The sequence below is a fragment of the Ruegeria sp. YKSF131 genome, from assembly GCF_059612645.1.
Genome location: NZ_JBXWQZ010000027.1, coordinates 21,236 through 41,078, shown reverse-complemented (window position 1 = coordinate 41,078; position 19,843 = coordinate 21,236). Strand labels below are relative to the sequence as shown.

General features: G+C 55.8%; 20 protein-coding genes. 6 read left to right on the top strand and 14 right to left on the bottom strand.

Features of this window, described 5'->3' with window-relative positions:
• Positions 1–4: 4 nt before the first annotated feature.
• The 9 genes from AC2FLZ_RS11765 to guaA form a co-directional block, all read right to left on the bottom strand.
• On the bottom strand, positions 5–619 hold the full coding sequence (locus tag AC2FLZ_RS11765) for a TetR/AcrR family transcriptional regulator (protein WP_480476721.1): 615 nt from the start codon (positions 617–619) through the stop codon (positions 5–7).
• A gap of 113 nt (positions 620–732) precedes the next feature.
• A complete protein-coding gene (ppk2, locus tag AC2FLZ_RS11760; RefSeq protein WP_480553346.1) occupies positions 733–1,602 on the bottom strand; it encodes a polyphosphate kinase 2 in 870 nt (289 codons plus the stop codon).
• A 49-nt stretch (positions 1,603–1,651) separates the two neighbouring features.
• Positions 1,652–2,605, bottom strand: a complete 954-nt coding sequence (locus AC2FLZ_RS11755) for an alpha/beta fold hydrolase (protein ID WP_496882194.1) — start codon at positions 2,603–2,605, stop codon at positions 1,652–1,654.
• A complete protein-coding gene (gene metA / locus AC2FLZ_RS11750; RefSeq protein ID WP_480516816.1) occupies positions 2,595–3,512 on the bottom strand; it encodes a homoserine O-acetyltransferase MetA in 918 nt (305 codons plus the stop codon). The genes AC2FLZ_RS11755 and metA overlap by 11 nt, the downstream gene beginning before the upstream one ends.
• Before the next feature lie 36 nt (positions 3,513–3,548).
• The gene (locus tag AC2FLZ_RS11745; RefSeq protein WP_480516818.1) at positions 3,549–4,421 is read right to left on the bottom strand and encodes an ATPase; all 873 of its coding nucleotides are present in this window, start codon (positions 4,419–4,421) and stop codon (positions 3,549–3,551) included.
• A 47-nt stretch (positions 4,422–4,468) separates the two neighbouring features.
• Positions 4,469–5,365: a DMT family transporter gene (locus tag AC2FLZ_RS11740; RefSeq protein ID WP_496714418.1), complete on the bottom strand. Its 897-nt coding sequence runs from the start codon at positions 5,363–5,365 to the stop codon at positions 4,469–4,471.
• A gap of 100 nt (positions 5,366–5,465) precedes the next feature.
• A complete protein-coding gene (locus tag AC2FLZ_RS11735; protein ID WP_480516822.1) occupies positions 5,466–6,605 on the bottom strand; it encodes an OmpP1/FadL family transporter in 1,140 nt (379 codons plus the stop codon).
• 124 nt (positions 6,606–6,729) lie between these two features.
• A complete protein-coding gene (locus AC2FLZ_RS11730) occupies positions 6,730–7,635 on the bottom strand; it encodes a DMT family transporter (RefSeq protein WP_480553352.1) in 906 nt (301 codons plus the stop codon).
• A 211-nt stretch (positions 7,636–7,846) separates the two neighbouring features.
• The gene (guaA, locus tag AC2FLZ_RS11725) at positions 7,847–9,406 is read right to left on the bottom strand and encodes a glutamine-hydrolyzing GMP synthase (protein ID WP_480553353.1); all 1,560 of its coding nucleotides are present in this window, start codon (positions 9,404–9,406) and stop codon (positions 7,847–7,849) included.
• 301 nt (positions 9,407–9,707) lie between these two features.
• Here guaA and AC2FLZ_RS11720 point away from each other — a divergent pair, with 301 nt between their 5' ends.
• On the top strand, positions 9,708–11,252 hold the full coding sequence (locus AC2FLZ_RS11720) for a trimethylamine methyltransferase family protein (protein ID WP_480472461.1): 1,545 nt from the start codon (positions 9,708–9,710) through the stop codon (positions 11,250–11,252).
• Here AC2FLZ_RS11720 and AC2FLZ_RS11715 read toward each other — a convergent pair whose 3' ends face one another.
• The gene (locus AC2FLZ_RS11715) at positions 11,253–11,552 is read right to left on the bottom strand and encodes a DUF6477 family protein (RefSeq protein WP_480472463.1); all 300 of its coding nucleotides are present in this window, start codon (positions 11,550–11,552) and stop codon (positions 11,253–11,255) included.
• A 241-nt stretch (positions 11,553–11,793) separates the two neighbouring features.
• On the opposite strand from AC2FLZ_RS11715, the gene AC2FLZ_RS11710 reads away from it, so the two are divergent.
• Positions 11,794–12,876 carry a DUF6456 domain-containing protein gene (locus tag AC2FLZ_RS11710; protein ID WP_480472465.1) on the top strand — a complete coding sequence of 361 codons (1,083 nt, stop codon included), beginning with the start codon at positions 11,794–11,796 and terminating at the stop codon, positions 12,874–12,876.
• 51 nt (positions 12,877–12,927) lie between these two features.
• On the opposite strand, the gene AC2FLZ_RS11705 is transcribed toward AC2FLZ_RS11710, so the two are convergent.
• Positions 12,928–13,476 carry a peroxiredoxin gene (locus AC2FLZ_RS11705; RefSeq protein WP_496714425.1) on the bottom strand — a complete coding sequence of 183 codons (549 nt, stop codon included), beginning with the start codon at positions 13,474–13,476 and terminating at the stop codon, positions 12,928–12,930.
• Positions 13,477–13,737: 261 nt separating this feature from the next.
• On the opposite strand from AC2FLZ_RS11705, the gene lipA reads away from it, so the two are divergent.
• Positions 13,738–14,688, top strand: coding sequence for a lipoyl synthase (lipA, locus tag AC2FLZ_RS11700; RefSeq protein WP_480472469.1), 951 nt, complete (start codon positions 13,738–13,740; stop codon positions 14,686–14,688).
• Entirely contained in the window at positions 14,685–15,836 is a 1,152-nt protein-coding gene (locus AC2FLZ_RS11695; RefSeq protein WP_496882193.1) for an amidohydrolase, read from the top strand. Before lipA ends, AC2FLZ_RS11695 begins: the two co-directional genes overlap by 4 nt.
• 11 nt (positions 15,837–15,847) lie before the next feature.
• On the opposite strand, the gene AC2FLZ_RS11690 is transcribed toward AC2FLZ_RS11695, so the two are convergent.
• Both AC2FLZ_RS11690 and hpt read right to left on the bottom strand, forming a co-directional pair.
• Positions 15,848–16,204 (bottom strand): hypothetical protein, encoded by a 357-nt coding sequence (locus AC2FLZ_RS11690; protein WP_480553359.1) that lies wholly within the window; start codon positions 16,202–16,204, stop codon positions 15,848–15,850.
• Positions 16,205–16,324: 120 nt separating this feature from the next.
• Positions 16,325–16,867 carry a hypoxanthine phosphoribosyltransferase gene (hpt, locus tag AC2FLZ_RS11685; protein WP_480516838.1) on the bottom strand — a complete coding sequence of 181 codons (543 nt, stop codon included), beginning with the start codon at positions 16,865–16,867 and terminating at the stop codon, positions 16,325–16,327.
• A 72-nt stretch (positions 16,868–16,939) separates the two neighbouring features.
• On the opposite strand from hpt, the gene AC2FLZ_RS11680 reads away from it, so the two are divergent.
• Together AC2FLZ_RS11680 and AC2FLZ_RS11675 are read left to right on the top strand one after the other, a co-directional pair.
• On the top strand, positions 16,940–17,386 hold the full coding sequence (locus tag AC2FLZ_RS11680; protein ID WP_480553360.1) for a type II toxin-antitoxin system RatA family toxin: 447 nt from the start codon (positions 16,940–16,942) through the stop codon (positions 17,384–17,386).
• A 37-nt stretch (positions 17,387–17,423) separates the two neighbouring features.
• The gene (locus tag AC2FLZ_RS11675) at positions 17,424–18,716 is read left to right on the top strand and encodes an MmgE/PrpD family protein (protein WP_480553361.1); all 1,293 of its coding nucleotides are present in this window, start codon (positions 17,424–17,426) and stop codon (positions 18,714–18,716) included.
• Here AC2FLZ_RS11675 and pyrC read toward each other — a convergent pair.
• Positions 18,713–19,750, bottom strand: coding sequence for a dihydroorotase (gene pyrC, locus AC2FLZ_RS11670; RefSeq protein ID WP_480472481.1), 1,038 nt, complete (start codon positions 19,748–19,750; stop codon positions 18,713–18,715). The genes AC2FLZ_RS11675 and pyrC overlap by 4 nt on opposite strands.
• Between the last annotated feature and the right edge of the window lie 93 nt (positions 19,751–19,843).

The window sequence follows — 19,843 nt, the reverse complement described above, 5'->3', positions numbered from 1 at the left end:
GGTGTCAGTCGTCCTGAGGGATCAGACCCAGCCCTCGCAGATAGATACCAATGCCGCTTTCCAGCAGGTCTTCAGGGGGGAAGGGAGACGTCGCCCCGGTATTGCGCGCGTATAATTCGACCACGCCATGGCTCATCGCCCAGATGTGCGCGCTGAACATCGACGCGGGCGGGCGCTTTTCTGGTGGAATATGTTGCGACAAGTCAGCGGCTGCTTTCTCGAGAACCGATTTGGCCCGATTGGCGGCCATGGATAATTCTGGGGTGCGATTCAACGAAATTCCGCTTTCAAACATGGCGATGTAGTGGCCGGGGTTCTTCCGGGCAAAAGCCAGATAGGCCCGCCCGGTTGCCTCGAAGGCGGATAGGGCAGAGGGTTGGCCTGTGTCATAAGCGTATTGCATCAGGTCCGCGAACATCTCGAATCCCTGCCGTGCGGCTTCGGCGATAAGGTCTTCGCGCCCTTCAAAATGGCGATAGACTGCGGCTGGTGTTACGCCAGCGGTTTTGGCGGCTTCAGATAACGTAAAACCTGTCGGCCCCTTTTCTTCGATCAGGGACAAGGCTGCCTCGATCAGAGCTTGCTTTAGGTTTCCGTGATGATAACCGCGTTTCGACATCCCGGCCTCAGGTTCTTCGATTAGGTATTGGAAGACAAGGGGATAGACCAAATACACCCGGTCGTCCAACACTTGCCCTTGAAAGCCTTGGCCGGGCAGGGCGAAAACGCAACCTACGCTTCCCAGACATCCGGACCACCGCAGATCAGGGGATCAATGTCACCAATGCTTTTTGCGTCCTTCTCATCATAGTCCAGCGTGTGCAGGACCGATTGAATTGCTGCAAGACGGGCGCGTTTCTTGTCGTCGGACCGGACTATTGTCCAAGGAGATATGTCTGAGTGTGACCGGGTAAGAGTTTCCGAAATCGACTGTGTGTATTCGTCCCACTTGTCCAACCCTGCCACGTCAATCGGGCTGAGTTTCCATTGCTTTAACGGGTCGGTTTCACGGGCCAGAAAACGGTTCAGTTGCTCAGCGCGCCCGACATTGAGCCAGAACTTGAAGAGTTTGATGCCATCATTGACCAGACCCGTTTCAAGCGGCAGAACCTGACGAAAGAACCGCTCGCGCTCTTCCCGGGTGCAGAAACCAAAGACGTTTTCGACCACGCCGCGATTGTACCAGCTGCGGTCAAAGAACACGATCTCGCCGGCTGCAGGCAGGTGCGGGATGTAGCGCTGAAAGTACCATTGACTGCGTTCAGTTTCCGAGGGTTTGCTGAGCGCCACATTGCGCGCTCCGCGCGGGTTCAGGTTTTCGCGAAACCGTTTGATCGTTCCGCCCTTACCGGCAGCATCGCGGCCTTCGAAGATGATGGCGATCCGTTGCGCCGTGTCCTTGACCCAAGACTGCATTTTGACCAGCTCGATCTGGAGCAGTTCCATCTGCTCATCATAGTCCTTGGGTTTCATCTTCTCGCTATATGGGTAGGTCGGGTTCAGGATATCGCCTTTCTTCGAATTCTCGATCTCATCCCGCACAGCTTTGGGCGCGCTATCCTGAAAATACTTCTCGATAGAACCTTTTTCGGTCCGAGCCATATGTCACCTCGCGATAAAACCCATATCCGACTATGGATTAGAGCTTGGATTAACGCAAACCTGCACGCTGCACTGCACGATCAATTGCGGCAGCAACCTCGGGCGCTGCGACAACCTGCGGCATGTGACCGATCCCCGGTAACGCGACCAGTTCGGCCTGCGGGATTTGCTGGATCAGACGTTGCGAATGCCATTCAAGGCCGACAGTGTCGTCGGCGGTGCCGTGAACGATTTCGGTTGGCACTGAAATCTCACCGTATCGCGGCTGCAATTGGGTTATCTCATCCAATAGGTTGGCCCGTTGCTTGGCATTTGCATGCATGGAACTGCGCCGGATGGTCAGGCCGGGCCCAAAATGTTCAGCATATCCAGCGGGGGCCGATTGGGGCGCAAATACACTGTCCAATGCCCGCGTTACGTACCAATCGGGCACAAAGGAAGAAATCAGAGGCAGGGCGAGCGAATTGCCGAGCGTGGTAGACGCTAATTGGTTAAACCCATCCAGCGGCGTTTCCCACGGAATGGCGGCGGGTGCGATCAGAACAAGTGCTGAGAGGTCGTCGGTCCTGGTGACCGCCCATGCAAGCGCCACTGAACCACCATAGCTTTGGCCCGCCACGACAGGCTTGTCCGCCCCAAGCTGGGCAGCAGCTTTTTGCAGGATATCCGCTTGTTCCGTGATCGTTTCACCGTCTGGGGTGAAACTTTCTGAAAACCCCAGGCCGGGCCGGTCAAAAACGATGACGCGGTAGTTTTCCGCCAGAATAGGTGCCAGCGCAAAGGTCATGTCGCGGGTGTTGCCGCTTGAGCCGTGAAGAAGGACAACATCCGGCCCATTCCCTATGACAACCGCATGAACCGCGATTCCGTCGACATCAAGAATCTGGCCTTCGGGTGGGAAAGCCGCTTCTGCATGTGCTTCATTCCGGGCGCTGCGCCACGCAGTCACAGCGACAAGGCCCAGAATGATGAGGCTAAAGGATATCAAGGTTTTAGTGGCCAATTTTGCTCATATCAAAAGGCGTCGTCTGATAGATTTCGTTTATCCAGTTTCCGTAAAGAAGATGCGCGTGACTGCGCCAACGGTTTTGAGGTGTCTTGGATGGGTCATCATCCGGATAATAGTTGATCGGCACGTTGATGGGCGTGTTATTGGCGACGTCGCGGTCATACTCCTGTTTCAGCGTGTCGCTGTCATACTCAAAATGATTGAAGATATACAGCGCGCGGTGGCTGGGATCTTCGACCAGACAAGGGCCCACATCATCGCTGCCCAGCAGGGTCGTCAAACCCTGCGCGGCGTCGATCTCATCTTGTTTCATTTCCGTCCAGCGGCTGACCGGGATAACGCAATCGTCAGAGAACCCACGTAAAAAAGGTGATGCAGGGTTCAGATTGCGGTGGCGGAAACAGCCAAAGGCCTTGGCATCCAGCATGTGCTTTCGAACACCATGAAAATGGTTGATCATCGCCATCCCTCCCCAGCAAACACCAAAGGTTGAATGAACGTTGGTTTGGGTCCAGTCGAAGATTTCGCTGATTTCATCCCAATAGGTGACATCACCGAATTCCAGATGCTCGATCGGCGCGCCAGTAATGATCAGGCCGTCAAATTTCTGGTCCTTGACCTCCTGAAAAGGCTGATAGAACTCGGACATATGCTCGGCGGCAGTGGTTTTTGTCTGATGTTCCGTCATACGGATCAATGACAGTTCGATCTGCAACGGGGTTGCACCGATCAGGCGCGCAAACTGGTTTTCCGTCTGGATCTTCTTCGGCATCAGATTTAGCAGCCCGATGCGCAGGGGGCGAATATCCTGACGCATTGCCTGATCCTCGGACATGACCATAACGCCCTCTTTGTTCAGGACGTCAAAGGCGGGCAGATCAGAGGGAATTTTGATGGGCATGTGTCTGACTTCGAAGAGATTAGGGAAAACTGGTAGTTAGGCGTTATTGCGTCTGGCCTCAAGGGTGCGTTCGATCAACTCATCGAAATCGGCCGCATCGCGGATCTTGCCGATGTCGTTGGCATCAATCGTCACGCCCCAGTTCTTTGCCATCGCCTCGTATCGGGGCTGACGATGGGCCAGGGCTTGCGCATAGGTCCAGCGGACAAAATCATCGGGGTTGACCTCGGCCTCTGCACAGCCGTGTTGATCCAGATACTCGGTCCAGGAACGTGTCAGGAAATCAGCCTGATAGGACATGGGTTTTGGGGCCTTGTCGAAACGGCGCACAAGGTCGGCTGTGTGACCCTCGTCACCCTTCAGCCAGATCATGAGGGTGTGCCGCGCGAGTTCGGACAAAACCTGATCCCTTGGGTCTTCGGGATCTACCCACTCGCAGATGGATCCGCCCGTATCGCAGATAAAGTGAGGATATTTGTACAGACGCTCGGCGCGGTCGATGAAGTATTCGGTGTCCAGCAGCGCATGAATTTCGGCCAAGCGAAACTGTTCCTGCCTGCGGCGGTACTCCGGCATGTCCAAGCCGCCCAGATCGGGGTTTCCCGGCTTGCCCAGATAAGCGGCAACAGGTGTCAGGTTGGCGAATGAAATATTCGAACCGATATAGATCGAATCCGACAACAGCAGTTCACGCAAGAACGGAACTTTCATGGCCTCGGCCTTGGCATTGTCGGTGATGTACTCGCCCATATAGCGCGTGCCAATCCGGTAATCGATCGAGTAGTGGAACCAGTTCCCAGAATCTCTGAGGATGTTGGATACGTAGGTCTTGCCCAACCCCGACATGCCAAAGAACAGCACTTTCTTTCGGCTTGCCGTGCGCCAGTCATTGGCTGAGGTGTAGATCATTTTGCGCTGTCCTTTTTTGCCCTAGCTAAATCGGGCAGCGCACGGCGTCAATTGGGCCGGGACGAACGATTGAGAACCAAAAGGCCAATCGCCAGAACGGCAAAGCCCAGAAAGGCATTTGGGGGCAGGGACTCTTCGCGCAGTAATGCACCCAGAACAATAGCGACCGGAGGTATGACAAGTGTGACCAGCATCAGATTGCCACTGCCGGCCATTGCCAAAACCCGGTAGTAAAGCAGATATGCGCCGGCCGTTGCGACAATCGCATAGTACCCGATGGCCACCCAGGTTATTGCGGGTAACGCCAAGCTGGGTACTCCATCAACTGCTAGTGTTATTGGCAATACCAGCACTGTCGAAGCCGTCAGCATACCGGCGGCGGCAATCACCGGGGGAAGGTGCGATAAAGTCTGCCTCGCCCAAGCCGCGGCACATGCGTAGGAAACTGTTCCGGCCAACACTGCAAGCTGAGCGGTGCTTTGCAGGCTGAAACTCAAGAAGTTCAGCACTCCAATAGCGATTGAGACACCAAGAAAGCCCAGGCAGACACCCAGTAGCCGGGTTTTTGTCAATCGCTCGTCGCGAAAAAACAGTGCTGCTATCAAAACGCCGAAGATCGCAGTCGCCGCGTTCAGGATCGCCGTCAGACCCGTGTCAATGTAAAGCTGCCCCCAAGCCATCAGGCTGAAGGGGATGACGTTGTTCAACAGCCCCATGACCAGAAAAGTGCCCCAGATACGGGGCGCGCGCGGCACCTTGATCCGCCTGATCCAAGTTACCAGCCACAAAACCAGCATGGCCCAGAATGTGCGATGCAAAACCGAGGTCATCACGGGAAGCGTGTCCAGAGCGACCCGGATGGAAACAAAGGAGGCGCCCCAGATCAGTCCAAGGAGCAAAAGCTCGGCCCAGGCGCGGAGAGAGAGGTGTTTTTGTTCGTTCATGCGGGCACTGTTTCATTGATGTTAACCAACGGCGACCCGGTTCATGCGAAAAAGCCCCGCAGAAACTGCGGGGCTTTACAGTTACATAAGATTACTCAGATCAGTTCAGAGCGTATGTGATCTGGAAACCAACGCTCCAGGCGCTGTTGCCTGTGAACGTACCACGTGCCGCGGGACCAGCACCATTCGCGGTGGCATCCCCGATGTCGGTATAACGAACACCGCCCGAGATTTTTGCCTTCTCAAGCGAATACGTGCCACCCAGACCGATGCTCCAGAACCCATCTGTCGGACCGAGGTTCGAAACCGGCGTACCTTGGGAAGTTTCGTAGCCCAGTGTCACAGCACCAGAAAACTCTTCCGAGAACTGATAACCCAAACCCAGCGAGTAGGTGAACGTGGCGTCGTCATAGTCAACCAGGTTGCTGGTCGGCGGATAGTTTGGCGGATTATACACAAGTTGTGGCCAGTCGACCCAACGGATCGAGCCAAACAACAATGTCTTGGGCGCCACGCCCGTTTGAAAATCCAGATTCACAGACTGCGGTGTTTCAATCTCACTCGAAGTGTTTACAGGCAACCCTCCAGTCAAAGCACTGGATTCTGTCTGTGAAAGATCGTGGCTGATCTTGGAGTTATAGGTCAGAGATACGCGCGCGGCGATCTCAGGTTTTTCCCAGGCGACGCCCACGACATACCCGAATGCGGTATCTGCGTCAGTATTCACCTGATAGCCTGCGGTAATGGGAACAGTAATCGAAGCCTCGACGCGCTGCGCGCGAATACCGCCGATCGCACTGAATCCACCGTCGAATTTGTACCGTAGCAAAGCGGTAATCGCATCAGTGTCAGCAGTTGCCTGCAACACGCGGGGGTCTGTAGGATTAACCGGGTTGATCGAAAGCGGGTAGGCGGCCGCATATTGAATATCGGCACCGTAGGGTTGATCATAGATCAGTGCGAAATCAAGCTTTTCGGTAAGCGCCGTTTTGAACCCAAGGTGCGGTGTAAAAAAGTCGTTCGCAACTTCACCTGAACTAATGGGTTGGCCGCCGTTTGTACCAAAAATGTCTGGCATCGTGCCGGTCACGCTTGGGTCGGTATACCCCAACCGAAACTGAACTGCAGAGCCTTCTTCAAAGATCAGGTTGATACCCTGACCGCTGCGGTCCAGACCGCCTGCAAAACCAGCCGTTGCTCCAACGCACAATGCGCACGTTGCGAGTAGTGTTGTTTTCATTATGTCCTCCCGAACTTTTTTCGAGTATTTGCCTGGCGAAGAATTGAGTGAGTCCAGCGCTTACCCGTGTGTAATGCGCGATACTTTCTTTTCAGTTAGTTTAAGGTCAACTGGTGACGGTGCGTTACTTGTTGCCACTACAGTTCTGAACTGTTGCCAAACTGTTACGATTTTCGGACCAGATGTTCAGGAAAATGCCAGTAAAGATGACGGCAGCGCCGATCAGTACCCAATGGTCGATGGGTTCATGATAGAGGAGCATCCCGATTACTGCGATTGTCGGAAGACGTGCAAAATCAAAGGGAATGACCACGGTTGCCGGGGCTATGGATAGGGCATTGGTAATACAGAAATGCGCCAGCAAACCCGCCAGCCCAACCAAAATCAGATAGGGAGCGGTCTGCATTGTCGGAAGCGCAATCTGACCATCGATGCCAGCGGCTGTGGCCCCAAGGACTGCTTGCATTGTAGTCAGCCAGAAAACAATACACCCAATGCTGGCAAATCGCGTGAGCTTCTTGGTGGTAATCGTTGTAAACGCAAAGAATACTGCGGATGCGGCGGCTGTCATAAGGCCGGGGCTCAAAGGGGCAGCGCCGGGGCGCGTGACGATCAGAACGCCCGAAAACCCGATAAGCGCCGCTATCAACCTGAGCGGCGTCAACCGTTCGTTCAGAAACAGCGGCGAGAGCAGGATTACCCAAAGCGGCTGTGTGAACTCCAGCGCGAATACCTGCGCCAAGGGAGCCACTGCCACGGCGTAGAACCAGAGATTTTGCCCCGTGAAATGTAAGGTGTTTCGTAAGGCGTGCAATCCCAGCCGTTCCGTCGAAACTTGCTGCCAGTTGCGAGTCACAGTCAGGACAGTTGCAACAACAACGAACCCAACGATGCTGCGATACATCATGATTTCAAAGGTATCATGCGCAGAACTCAGTTCACGCCCTGCAACCGCCATGGAAGAGAATGAGGCGATCGCGCCGGTCATCCATAGACCGGCCTTGATTACGTCTTTCTGCGCATGGCTCATTTCGAGCGTCCCTCAGGTTCGTCGCGGGGCCGCGCTGCCAAAAGACCGCAAAGCCAAGCGCTTATGATAAGCAGACTAGGTTCGTCCGGCTATTCAAACGCCGAAGGTGCGCCAGTTTCAAGGTCGTATAGTTGACTGCCCGGTACAAAGGCTTGAACGAGTAGGGCGTTTTGCCGCTCAATCAGTTAAGTTTTACGCAGACACCCGCCGGTCATTCCCACTCGATGGTGCCGGGGGGTTTCGATGTGATGTCATAGGTACACCGGTTGATGCCTTTGACTTCGTTGATGATCCGCGTTGCGGTTTCGCCCAGGAATTCATGGCTGAACGGGTAGTAGTCCGCGGTCATGCCATCGACAGATGTTACGGCCCGCAGCGCGCAGGCGTAGTCATAGGTGCGCCCGTCGCCCATGACACCTACGGTCCGCACTGGCAAGATGGCAACAAAAGCCTGCCAGATGTCGTCATAGAGGCCGTGTTTACGGATCTGGTCGATAAAGATCGCATCAGCTTCACGCAAGATGCCCAGTTTTTCGCGGGTGATTTCACCGGGGCAGCGGATTGCCAGACCAGGGCCGGGGAAAGGGTGACGTCCGATGAAGCTCTGTGGAAGGCCAAGTTCGCGGCCAAGCGCGCGAACCTCATCCTTGAACAGCTCTCGCAGGGGCTCGACCAGCTTCAGGCCCATCTTTTCCGGCAAGCCACCGACATTGTGGTGCGATTTGATGGTTACAGAAGGCCCGCCCGAAAATGACACCGATTCGATTACATCCGGATAAAGCGTCCCTTGCGCCAGGAACTCGGCCCCTTCAATGGTGTCAGCGTGTTTTTGGAAGACGTCGATGAACAGCTTACCGATGATCTTGCGCTTGGTTTCCGGGTCGCTTTGCCCTTCAAGCTCGCCAAGGAACAGTTCGGATTCGTCCGCGTGGATCAACTGGATGTTGTAGTTGTCGCGGAACATGCCGACGACTTCTGTCGCCTCGTTCTTGCGCAACAGCCCGTGGTCGACGAAGACGCAGGTCAACTGGTTCCCAATCGCCTCGTGGATCAGGATCGCCGCGACCGAGCTGTCAACACCGCCCGACAAACCGCAGATGACCTTCTTGTCGCCAACCTGCTCGCGGATCTTGCGGATCATTTCTTCGCGATAGGCCCCCATGGTCCAGTCGCCCTTGAAACCGGCCAGCTTGACGAAGTTCGCATACAGCTTCGCGCCCTTGGGCGTGTGGTGCACCTCGGGGTGGAATTGCACGGCATAGAAGTGACGCGACGGATCGGCTGTGATCGCAAAGGGCGCGTTAGGCGATGTGCCGAAGACCTGAAACCCCGGTGCGATTTCACTGACGTGGTCGCCGTGGCTCATCCAGACCTGTTCATCCCCGTCGTCAAACCAGCCGTTCAGAATTGCCAGTTTGTCTTTTGGCGTGACAAAAGCCCGACCAAACTCGGCCGTGCCATGGCCGCTTTCGACCTTGCCGCCAAGCTGGTGCATCATCACTTGCTGGCCATAACAGATGCCCAGAATCGGCACGCCATAGTCAAAAATCTCTTGCGGAGCACGGGGCGAGCCCTCGCGCGTCACACTGTCCGGCCCGCCCGAGAAGATCACCGCGCGCGGGGCCATTTCCCGCACGAAATCCATCGTGACATTCTGGTAAGGGTGAATTTCGCAATAGACATTCAGCTCACGCAGGCGGCGGGCAATAAGCTGCGTAACCTGGCTGCCGAAGTCGATGATCAGAAGGCGGTCGTGGGATGTCTGGGTCATGTCAGCGCCTTAGGGCAAGCCCGCACATTTCGCAAGAGCGAGGTCCGATTCCAGCGCGGGAATCAAAAAAGATCACTGCAATGATTTTTGACACGAGGGTTTCCACCGGTGGCTCCGTCGGCGCACATGGACAGGGCAGAAGGGTACGCTTTCCAATTCCAGATTTCACCCTTGGCGGCCGGTTCGCCGGATTGCCGCGCGGCAATGTCGCTTTTCCCCCCAACGTGCCGCAATCCCTATGCTTGCGCCCCGGCAAACCTGTATCAAACGCTCAATCTAACCAACAACACGGGATCTTCTCATGACCGAGGCAAACACCCGGCGCAGGGCGAGAGGTGGCGGTGGCGCTGCCCGCCGTGCCGAGCGGACTGCAGTTCGTATCGAGACCGCGAAATACATCGAACGCAACATTCCGAACTTTGAAATCCTCAACGAAGAGGCACTGGAGATCATTGAAAACAACGCGGAAACCGTGTTGGAAGAGATCGGTGTTAACTTTGTTGATAACCCTGCCGCTCTGGAACGCTGGCGCGACGCGGGTGCGGATATCGACGGTGAACGCGTGCGCATTCCGCGCGGCCTTGCTCGTGAGCTGATTAAAACAGCGCCCAGCGAGTTCACCCAACATGCCCGCAACCCCGAGAAGTCGGTCGTGATTGGTGGCCGGAACATGGTTCTGGCCCCGGTTTACGGCCCTCCTTTCGTGCGCGATGCACAAGGCGGCCGTCGTTACGCGACGATGGACGACTTCAACAAGTTCGTGAAACTTGCCTATATGTCCAAGTGGCTGCACCATTCGGGCGGTACGGTGTGTGAACCGACCGACATTCCGGTGAACAAGCGCCATCTGGATATGCTGAAGGCGCATATGACTCTGTCGGACAAGCCTTTCATGGGCTCGGTGACCGATCCCAGCCGGGCGCAGGATTCGGTTGAAATGTGCGAAATCCTGTTCGGTAAGGAATTCGTCCAGCAAAACACGGTGATGACGTCGCTGACCAACATAAACTCGCCGATGACATTCGACGATGTGATGATGGGCTCGCTGGAAGTCTATGCCCGCAACAATCAGGCCTGCATCATCTCGCCCTTTATTGTGGGCGGTGCGATGGCGCCGGTCTCGGTGGCCGGTACTTTGACCCAGGTTCTGGCCGAGGTTCTTGCCGGTGTGGCGTACAGCCAGATCGTCCGTCCTGGTGCTCCCGCGATCTTTGGGGCATTCGTGACCTCGATCGACATGAATTCTGGCGCGCCGACCTTCGGTACGCCGGAAGCTTCGCATATCACCTATGGCGCGGGTCAGCTGGCGCGGCGTCTGAACTTGCCGTATCGGTCCGCAGGGTCGTTCTGCGGCTCGAAACTTCCGGATGCGCAGGCGGCTTATGAGACAGCGAACTCGCTGAACATGGGTCTGTTGGCTGGCGTGAACTTCATGCTGCATGCCTGCGGCTGGCTGGAAGGTGGCCTGGTGGCCGACTTCGAGAAATTTGTTATGGATGCCGACCAGTTGGGCGTTTTGCATTCGCTGGCCAAGGGCGTGGCCTATGATGACAACGCGCAGGCCATGGATGCGATCCGGGAAGTTGGCCCCGGCGGGCACTATCTAGGATGCGCCCACACGCAGGCGAACTTCAAGGAATCGTTCTGGAAGTCCGATCTGCTGGACTACAAGCCATATGAAACCTGGCAGGAAGAAGGTGCGCGTGATACGCGGGCTCTAGCCTCTGTGCGGGTTGAACACCTGCTGGCGAATTATCAGCAACCGCATATGGAGCCGGATACAGCCGCAGCGCTGGAAGCCTATATCGCCGAGAAAAAGGCCTCCATGCCGGATGCGTTTTCCTAATTATTGAAGGACCGGGGCGCGGTTGGCTTGATACAGCCGCGCCTCACCCAACAGCGCGATAAGAATGTCGAGATGCCGGACCAGAGAGTATGCGGCATCATCTTCTTTGCGCAGTTCATTCACCTCTTTTTCCATCTCCATCAGTCGCAGTAGGGCCTGACCTGAACCCGGCAATGACCCGTATCCCAGAATACGTTGCAAATGCCTGTCCCGGTTGTACTCTCTCGCTCCGAAATTGGCGGCTCTTGCCAACATGCGTGGGCGGTGAAGCGTTGAGATCATTGTCATCAGGTCCTGCATCTTACGTGTCCTGTGTCTGAAGGTTTACCGGACTATTTAATGCACAACCTAAGCGGGTGTTGCCTGCGTGACAGCCTCTCCGAACGATGGTTTCACGACTGTTTATCTTTTTGAATCAAATCTGGTTCGTGCCTTGTGCGGTTAACGAACGAGTAACGAATGGACCTCTAGTTAGATTTGGTTAACCCGCTATCCGAGGGCGAAAAGTGACATTTTGTTTTGTCGACGAGGGCAAATAATCATGGAAAACAACATGGCTTTCACCATTCCGGCATGGGTTCCAGAGGGGGCGCAAAGATACCTTGCTCATACCGAAACCGGACGCTCGATCCGCGATATCGCGAGATCGGCAGGTTGCCATGCGTCAACCATCCTCCGGCAAATCCGGCGTATCGAGATGCGCCGTGACGATCCTTTGGTGGATGCGGCGTTGCAGTCGCTGGCAGAAACACATTTTTCCATGCCCGACGACGCAGGCGACTCGGTCGTGATCGCGGATGAAGCTGCCCAGGAAGAGGCGTTCGAAAGAGAGGCATTGCGCATTCTGCGCCGCCTGAGCGAGACAGGTTCGGTTCTTGCCGTGGCTGAAGAAATGGACAAAGCGGTAGTCGTTCGTGACACCGGCAACGCCGGAGCGACCAGAACCGCGGTCGTCGATTGCGAGATCGCTCAGGCTCTGGCCTTAAAGGACTGGATTTCCTGCGATAACCCCGGTCGCATTTCACGGTACAGAATTTCTGCGGCTGGCCGAACGGCACTGAGCCACCTGATCGCAAAAGCGGAAAACAAGGCGCGGGTGGGGACCGAAGTCGGATTTGCCGAAGCTCAGTCGTTGTTTCAGGCAAAAACATCGGGTGGGGCGACTGACCGGATCAGGCGCATTCGCTATAGCGCCACGGAAAGCCCGTTGGTTGCCCTTGCACGCAGACGCGACCGCGATGGCAAGCCTTTTCTGGATGAATCGCTTGTCAGCGCAGGAGAGCGGTTGCGCGAAGATTTCGAGTTGGCGCAGATTGGTCCTCAGGTTTCACAGAACTGGGAGCGGTTTCTAACGGCTGGTGGCCGCAGCAGTTATGACAGTGAAAGCCACGGAGGAAAGGGATCATCGGATGCGCGGGACCGCGTGGCGCGGGCCCTGTCTGACCTTGGCCCCGGACTAAGTGATGTTGCCCTGCGGTGTTGTTGCTATCTCGAAGGGTTGGAACTGGCGGAAAAACGCATGGGTTGGTCGGCACGATCCGGAAAGATTGTTCTGCGGATCGCGTTACAACGGCTGAAACGTCACTATCGGGATCAGGCTGAACGCGACCGCATGATTGGCTGAAGGTACAAAAAAAGGCCCGTTAAAACGGGCCTTTTTTCGTCTTGTTATTACTCAAGCCAGTTCGGGTTCTGCCATCGCCTGAAGATGTTTCATCAGGTTTTCGGGCGAAGACACGCCATAGGGATCTTCGGGGCAGTTATCCATCAGGCCAGGTTCTTCGAACCAGGCTTCGACAACACCGTCGTTTACGATGGCAGCATAGCGCCATGACCGCATGCCAAAGCCCAGATTGTCCTTGTCAACCAACATACCCATTTTACGGGTGAACTCGCCCGATCCATCCGGAATGACCTTGACGTTGGTCAGGCCCTGATCTTGCGCCCATTTGTTCATCACAAAGCTGTCGTTGACAGACATGCAGTAGATTTCATCGACACCCTGGGCAATGAAATCGCCATATCCGTTTTCAAAGCCGGGCAGTTGATATGTCGAACAGGTGGGCGTGAACGCGCCGGGCAATGAGAACAGGATCACGCGTTTTCCGGCAAAATAGTCAGCGGTGGTCTTGTCTTCCCAAAGGAATGGGTTTGGTCCTTCGATTGAGTCATCGCGGACACGGGTGTGAAAGGTCACGTTGGGCAGTATTGCGCCGGATTTCATGTTCAAGCTCCTGTGATTCACCTGTGATTTTGCCGTGACTTAAAACAGTTCTAAACTGCCTTCAATCGACGATATGCCGCATTTTGAATTAATAACCTCTTCTCATTACTCATTGAAAACATGCGGTGAAACGGATTTTTACAATCTCGTTTTCGCTCATGCGCGGCGGCGTTGCATAGCGGCTATGCGCCGCTGGTGTAACACTGCACATCTGTTTATGTTATGAGCGACAAGATTGACCTAAAGTCAGGAATATTGCCCGTGCGAGATCTGAAGATCCCCGAACAGCGCCATCCGGAAAAAGCGCACCGCCCGGATAATGCGCAGCCCAAGAAACCGAACTGGATCAGGGTCAAGGCACCCGGCGGCAAAGGTTATGCAGATACGCGCCGGATCATGCGCGACAATAATCTGGTCACAGTCTGCGAAGAGGCGGGATGCCCCAATGTCGGCGAATGCTGGAGCCAGGGCCACGCCACCATGATGATCATGGGCGAGATCTGTACCCGTGGCTGCACATTCTGCAATATCGCTACTGGCCGCCCAGACGACCTTGACGCCTTTGAACCCGGCCGGGTGGCACATGCGGTCGAAAAACTTGGCCTGAACCATGTGGTTATCACCTCCGTTGATCGGGATGATCTGAGTGATGGCGGTGCCGAGCATTTTGCTCAGACCATCCGCGCGGTGCGGCACCGCTCTCCCAAAACCACGATCGAGATTCTGACGCCCGATTTTCTGAAATGCGATGCTGACGTTCTGGAAATTGTGGTTCAGGCAAAGCCGGACGTCTTCAATCATAATCTGGAAACCGTACCGGGTTTGTACCCCGAAGTTCGCCCCGGCGCGCGGTACTTCCATTCACTGCGTCTTTTGCAGCGGGTGAAAGAACTTGATCCGTCGATCTTTACCAAGTCTGGCATCATGGTTGGGCTTGGCGAAAACGAACAGCAGGTGCGTCAGGTCATGGATGACATGCGCGCGGCGGATATCGATTTTCTGACGATTGGCCAGTATCTGCAACCAACACCGAAACACCACGGTGTTGATCGTTTCGTAACACCCGACGAGTTCGCGTCATACGAAAAGGCAGCTTACGGCAAAGGCTTTCTGATGGTATCTGCGTCACCGTTGACCCGGTCTTCCTATCACGCTGGTGATGATTTTGCCCGGCTGCGCGCGGCGCGTCTAGAAAAGCTGCAACACGCGTGACACCGGATCAGATCGCGCGACTGACATGTCTGCGCCACGAGCTGCATCAACAGCCTGAACTTTCGGGACAGGAAAAGAATACCGCAGCACGGTTGGCTGAACTTCTGCGCGACGCAGGCGCTGACCATGTCCTGACCGGAATAGGTGGGCACGGGATTGCCGCCGTTTTCGAAAGTGGCCAACCTGGTCCCACCCTGGGCATTCGCTGCGAACTGGATGGGTTGCCGATCCAGGAGTTGGCGGACCATTCCTATGTATCACAGGTCGCGGGCAAAGGTCATTTATGCGGCCACGACGGGCATATGACTATGGTTCTGGGCGTAGCAGACGGGTTGAAACATCACCGCCCCAAGAAGGGCCGCGTCGTATTGATCTTCCAGCCAGCAGAAGAGACCGGCCATGGTGCAATCGCTTTCCGGGCTGATCACCAGTTCGCCGGGGTTGCGCCCGACCTCGTACTGTCTTTGCACAACTTACCAGGATTGGAGTTGGGCGCGGTCGAAATTTGTGACGGTCCTTCTAACTGTGCCTCACGCGGGATGCAGATTGTTTTGACTGGAAAGACGTCGCATGCCGCTGCTCCGCAAGATGGGGTGTCACCTGCCAGTGCGCTGGCAAGTCTGATGCCGGCTTTGACCGCGTTAGGTGGCGGAGGGGATCTGAATGACGACTACGCATTGACCACCGTCACACATGCCACGTTGGGTGAGCGCACGGTCGGAGTAGCACCGGGGCAGGCCGAGCTGTGGGTGACGCTTCGCACAGTCACGGACGCGCGAATGGCGCAGCTGATCAGCGACGCTGAATCGTTGGTCCACGAAACGGCCAAAGCCGAAGGGCTGGCGGTCGAAATCAGTTATGACGAAGTGTTTGAGGCTTGTGCCAATCACCCGGAAGCAGTTTCGATCCTGTCCAAGGCCTGCACGGAGCAGGGCGTTTTTTGCAGATTGGTCGATCAGCCACAGCGGTTTTCAGAAGATTTCGGCCAGTTTGGAAAAAGCGCGAAAACCGCCATGTTCTGGTTGGGGTCGGGAAGTGACCAACCCCAGTTGCACAACCCGGACTATGATTTCCCGGATGCGCTTATTCCGATTGGGACCGGGATATTTCTGAGGGCCATCGAAGCTGTGTTAGGCCGCGACTGCTAGGACCGAGGCTTTCAATTCATCAGATCGCCAACGATTCCAACAGCTTCTATTACAGTCTTCGTATCATCTGATATCGAGATTATTTCGTCGTCGACCCGAATATACCGTTGCCCCGGCTTCAGCGGTTTGAGCTTCCAGTTGTCGAGGTCGTCAACATAGTCAAAACGCAGGTCGTCCGGTAATTTCTGACCTCGGGTGTATCGTTTGATTTGACCGGGCGGAACAGCCTTGCCGTTTGACTTAATGGATTTCTCTACTTTGGTTTTGTTGGCACCTTGTCCTTTGCCCTTGTTGTCTTTTGCATATGACGCGCTTGCAAGGGAGACGATCACCAAAAAGACGCCCGCTATCGAGATAAGACGCTTCATCAAAAATCCTCCTGTGACTACCTGAAAGGTAAAGCAACGAGGCGATGGTTGTCCATTGATATTCTAAATAATGAATTTTTAATCGGGTCTGAGTACGAGGCCGGAAAAGGCCCGCTCGGGCTATTCGTCCGTAAAGCGGACTTTGCCAATATAGGGCAGGTTGCGATTGCGTTGAGCATAGTCAATTCCATAACCCACGACAAATTCGTCGGGTATCTCAAAACCGATCCAGTCTGATCGAAAATCCACTTCGCGGCGGCTCGGCTTGTCCAGCAAGGCAATGGATTTCAGGCGCGCGGGGTTACGGCTTTGCAGCAACTTGGTGACATGGTTCAACGTATGGCCTGTGTCAACGATATCCTCGACAACCAGCACGTCGCGCCCTTCAATTGCGCCGCGTAAGTCTTTGAGAATGCGAACTTCCCTGCTGCTTTCCATCGCGTCTCCGTAAGAAGATGCTTCAAGGAAATCCACCTCGATCGGAAGGTCAAGTTCGCGCACAAGGTCGGCGATGAAAACAAAGCTGCCGCGCAGCAGACCCACGACCACCAGCTTGTCTGTTTCTTTGAACTCTGCCGAAATGTCGCGACACAGCTCCTCGATTCGAGCGGCGATGGCCTTTGCCGAGATCATCTCATCTATCACATATGCGCGGTCAGTCATCGCAGCCCCCTTGATCTTTGGCGCGCAACATACGACATGACGCGCCATTGTCACCTGCAAATACCGGACCTCATGCCTATCCATTCGGAAACCCGCCACCTGCCGTATACAGCCCAGCAGATGTACGACCTGGTTGCCGATGTGGCCAAGTACCCCCAATTTCTGCCGTGGTGCGCTGCTGCCCGCATTCGCAAGACCTATGCGATGGAAGAGGCTGAGGTGATGGAGGCCGATCTGATCATCTCGTTCAAGGTTTTCCGGGAACGATTTGGCAGCAAGGTAACCCTGTTTGCGGATCAAAAGAAAATCGACACCGAATACCTGGACGGCCCCTTCAAATACATGAAATCCGACTGGCAGTTCGAGGACGCGCCTGATGGGGGCTGCAACGTCTCGTTCCATGTGGATTTCGAATTCAAGAACGCCATCCTGCAAGGGATTATCGGTGTGGTTTTCAACGAAGCCATGCATCGGATCGTGCGCGCGTTCGAGGCGCGCGCGCAAGAACTCTACAGCTAGGTCTTTACCCTTGTCAGGCGCACGCTAGACTACGCGTATGACGGAATTTACAGTATCATTGGCCGCTTTTGCGGCAGGGCCGATTTCTACGTCGTCTCAGGCGCGAATCGTCACATCGCTATCTGTTCTTGACTGGGTCGCTGTGGGCCGGGCAGGCGCGCGCGAACCCGTCTCAACCACGGTTCGCGACATGATACTTTCCGAGGGCGGGAACCCTCAGTCGCATCTCTTTGGCGGCGGCCCGGCGCCGCTACGTGGTGCGGCGTTGGTGAATGGCACGGTGTCTCACGCGCTGGATTACGATGACACGCATTTCGCCCATATCGGGCATCCTTCCGTCGCCATTTTGCCTGCAGCCCTTGCGGTGGCCGAATGGGATGACCGTATTCTTGTCGACTTTCTCGAAGCCGCTTTGGTGGGTATGGAAACCTCAATCCGAATTGGCTTGTGGCTGGGGCGCGGTCACTATCAGGCAGGGTTTCACCAGACGGCGACATCCGGTGCCTTTGGGGCGGCAGTCGCTGTTGGCCGTTTGCTGGGTTTTGACGCAAACCAGATGCGAATGGTTCTGGGTCTGACGGCGACGCGTGCGGCGGGGCTGAAGGCGCAGTTCGGAACCATGGGCAAGCCGTATAACGCCGGACTTGCCGCTTCAGCAGGGGTCGAGACGGCCTTGCTGGTACAGCGCGGTTTTCAGGCCAACGCCGACGCGCTGGAGGGTCCTTATGGATTTGGGGCAACGCATCAAGGTGCAGCGGATCAAACTGCTCTGGATGGGTTGGGCGATGAATGGCTGTTTGAAACGGTCAGCCACAAGTTTCACGCCTGTTGCCACGGTCTTCACGCCGCGCTGGAAGCCGCGCGGGAGTTGGACATAGCGGAGCCAGAGGTCGCCGAGATCCAGATTAAGACTCATCCGCGCTGGATGAGTGTGTGCAATCAACTGTCACCGACAACCGGACTGGGGGCCAAGTTTTCCTATCGGACAGTGATCGCGATGCAGGCGCTGGGATATGATACGGCTTTGCCAGGTAGTTTCACCGACAAGGTCTGCGTCGACCCGCGTATAACGTCTTTGCGCGACCGCATCACGGTCGAGGCAGATGACAGCCTGTCAGAAACGCAGGCGCATCTGTCCCTGCTGCGTCGCGATGGCATTCGCCGCGAAGCGACGCATGATCTGCTGAACACAGTGTCGTTGTCGGACCGTGAGGATCGCGTGCGCGACAAAGCGACCAAGCTGATCGGTGCGGATGAGGCGGACACGATCTGGTCGATGCTGCGCACTGGGGGACGTGCCCGCGATCTGGCCGAACGTATGGCGGGTTAAGCCACGCACCAGTGCAACGGAAAGCCCGGGTCAAATACAGTCACTGGTCCATCGCCTGTTTCAATCTTTGAGGGATACGAAACGGGCTCACCCTTGGTCAGGGTAATCATATCCTGGTTCACCGGTAAGCGATAGAAACCCGGCCCGTTGAGCGACACGAAGCCTTCCAGCTTTTCCAATGCACCTTCCCGGTCAAACATTTCAGCCACCAGAGACATGGTGTTGGTCGCCGTAAAACAGCCCGCACAGCCACAAGCCATTTCCTTGTTTGCATCCGTGTGCGGGGCACTGTCCGTGCCCAGAAAAAACCGCGCATCGCCCGATGTTGCGGCGGATAGCAGGGCCAGACGGTGTTCCTCGCGCTTGGCAACAGGAAGGCAATAGTAATGCGGTTTGATGCCACCAACTAGGATATGGTTGCGGTTGATAATCAAGTGATGCGCCGTGATCGTTGCACCCAGATCAACCGCGTTGGCTTTGACATAATCCACACCATTGGACGTGGTGATATGTTCCATCACAACACGCAGGCCCGGAGTCGATCTGCGGATCGGATCCAGAACACGGTCGATGAATACGGCTTCGCGGTCAAATATGTCGATCTCCGGATCCGTCACCTCGCCATGCACACACATGGGCAGGCCGATTTCGGCCATCTTCTCAAGCACCGGGCGCACTTTGTCGAAGTCGCGCACACCCGAGGCGGAGTTGGTGGTAGCCCCGGCAGGATACAGCTTGACGGCTTTGATCAGACCGTTGGCATGGGCCGCTGCGACATCTGCGGCATCTGTATCTTCGGTCAGATACAGGGTCATCAACGGCTCGAACGTCATACCATCGGGCAGAGCCGCCATAATGCGGTCTCGATAGGCGGCGGCCTGATCGCCGCGCACAACCGGCGGTACAAGGTTCGGCATAATGATCGCACGGGCGAAATGGCGCGCGGTTTCGGGCAGGACGGCCTGTAGCATCGCGCCATCGCGCAGATGCAGATGCCAGTCGTCGGGGCGGCGGAGCGTAAGGGTGTCGGTCATGGCCTTCCGCTAGCATAGCTGTTGCGAAAGACCAACTGCGTCCGCGCAAGGCACAAAAAAAATCTTGTCAACCGACCTGAACGTCGTAGCTCT

What these genes read in the sequence shown, in the direction of transcription:
- AC2FLZ_RS11710 (WP_480472465.1), top strand. Translation starts at nt 11,794, where the DNA reads ATGGAAAACAACATGGCTTTCACCATTCCGGCATGGGTTCCAGAGGGG.
- AC2FLZ_RS11765 (WP_480476721.1), bottom strand. Translation starts at nt 619, where the DNA reads ATGTCGAAACGCGGTTATCATCACGGAAACCTAAAGCAAGCTCTGATC.
- AC2FLZ_RS11730 (WP_480553352.1), bottom strand. Translation starts at nt 7,635, where the DNA reads ATGAGCCATGCGCAGAAAGACGTAATCAAGGCCGGTCTATGGATGACC.
- AC2FLZ_RS11735 (WP_480516822.1), bottom strand. Translation starts at nt 6,605, where the DNA reads ATGAAAACAACACTACTCGCAACGTGCGCATTGTGCGTTGGAGCAACG.
- AC2FLZ_RS11720 (WP_480472461.1), top strand. Translation starts at nt 9,708, where the DNA reads ATGACCGAGGCAAACACCCGGCGCAGGGCGAGAGGTGGCGGTGGCGCT.
- pyrC (WP_480472481.1), bottom strand. Translation starts at nt 19,750, where the DNA reads ATGACCGACACCCTTACGCTCCGCCGCCCCGACGACTGGCATCTGCAT.
- AC2FLZ_RS11740 (WP_496714418.1), bottom strand. Translation starts at nt 5,365, where the DNA reads ATGAACGAACAAAAACACCTCTCTCTCCGCGCCTGGGCCGAGCTTTTG.
- AC2FLZ_RS11715 (WP_480472463.1), bottom strand. Translation starts at nt 11,552, where the DNA reads ATGCAGGACCTGATGACAATGATCTCAACGCTTCACCGCCCACGCATG.
- AC2FLZ_RS11675 (WP_480553361.1), top strand. Translation starts at nt 17,424, where the DNA reads ATGACGGAATTTACAGTATCATTGGCCGCTTTTGCGGCAGGGCCGATT.
- AC2FLZ_RS11680 (WP_480553360.1), top strand. Translation starts at nt 16,940, where the DNA reads ATGCCTATCCATTCGGAAACCCGCCACCTGCCGTATACAGCCCAGCAG.
- hpt (WP_480516838.1), bottom strand. Translation starts at nt 16,867, where the DNA reads ATGACTGACCGCGCATATGTGATAGATGAGATGATCTCGGCAAAGGCC.
- AC2FLZ_RS11690 (WP_480553359.1), bottom strand. Translation starts at nt 16,204, where the DNA reads ATGAAGCGTCTTATCTCGATAGCGGGCGTCTTTTTGGTGATCGTCTCC.
- guaA (WP_480553353.1), bottom strand. Translation starts at nt 9,406, where the DNA reads ATGACCCAGACATCCCACGACCGCCTTCTGATCATCGACTTCGGCAGC.
- metA (WP_480516816.1), bottom strand. Translation starts at nt 3,512, where the DNA reads ATGCCCATCAAAATTCCCTCTGATCTGCCCGCCTTTGACGTCCTGAAC.
- AC2FLZ_RS11745 (WP_480516818.1), bottom strand. Translation starts at nt 4,421, where the DNA reads ATGATCTACACCTCAGCCAATGACTGGCGCACGGCAAGCCGAAAGAAA.
- ppk2 (WP_480553346.1), bottom strand. Translation starts at nt 1,602, where the DNA reads ATGGCTCGGACCGAAAAAGGTTCTATCGAGAAGTATTTTCAGGATAGC.
- AC2FLZ_RS11705 (WP_496714425.1), bottom strand. Translation starts at nt 13,476, where the DNA reads ATGAAATCCGGCGCAATACTGCCCAACGTGACCTTTCACACCCGTGTC.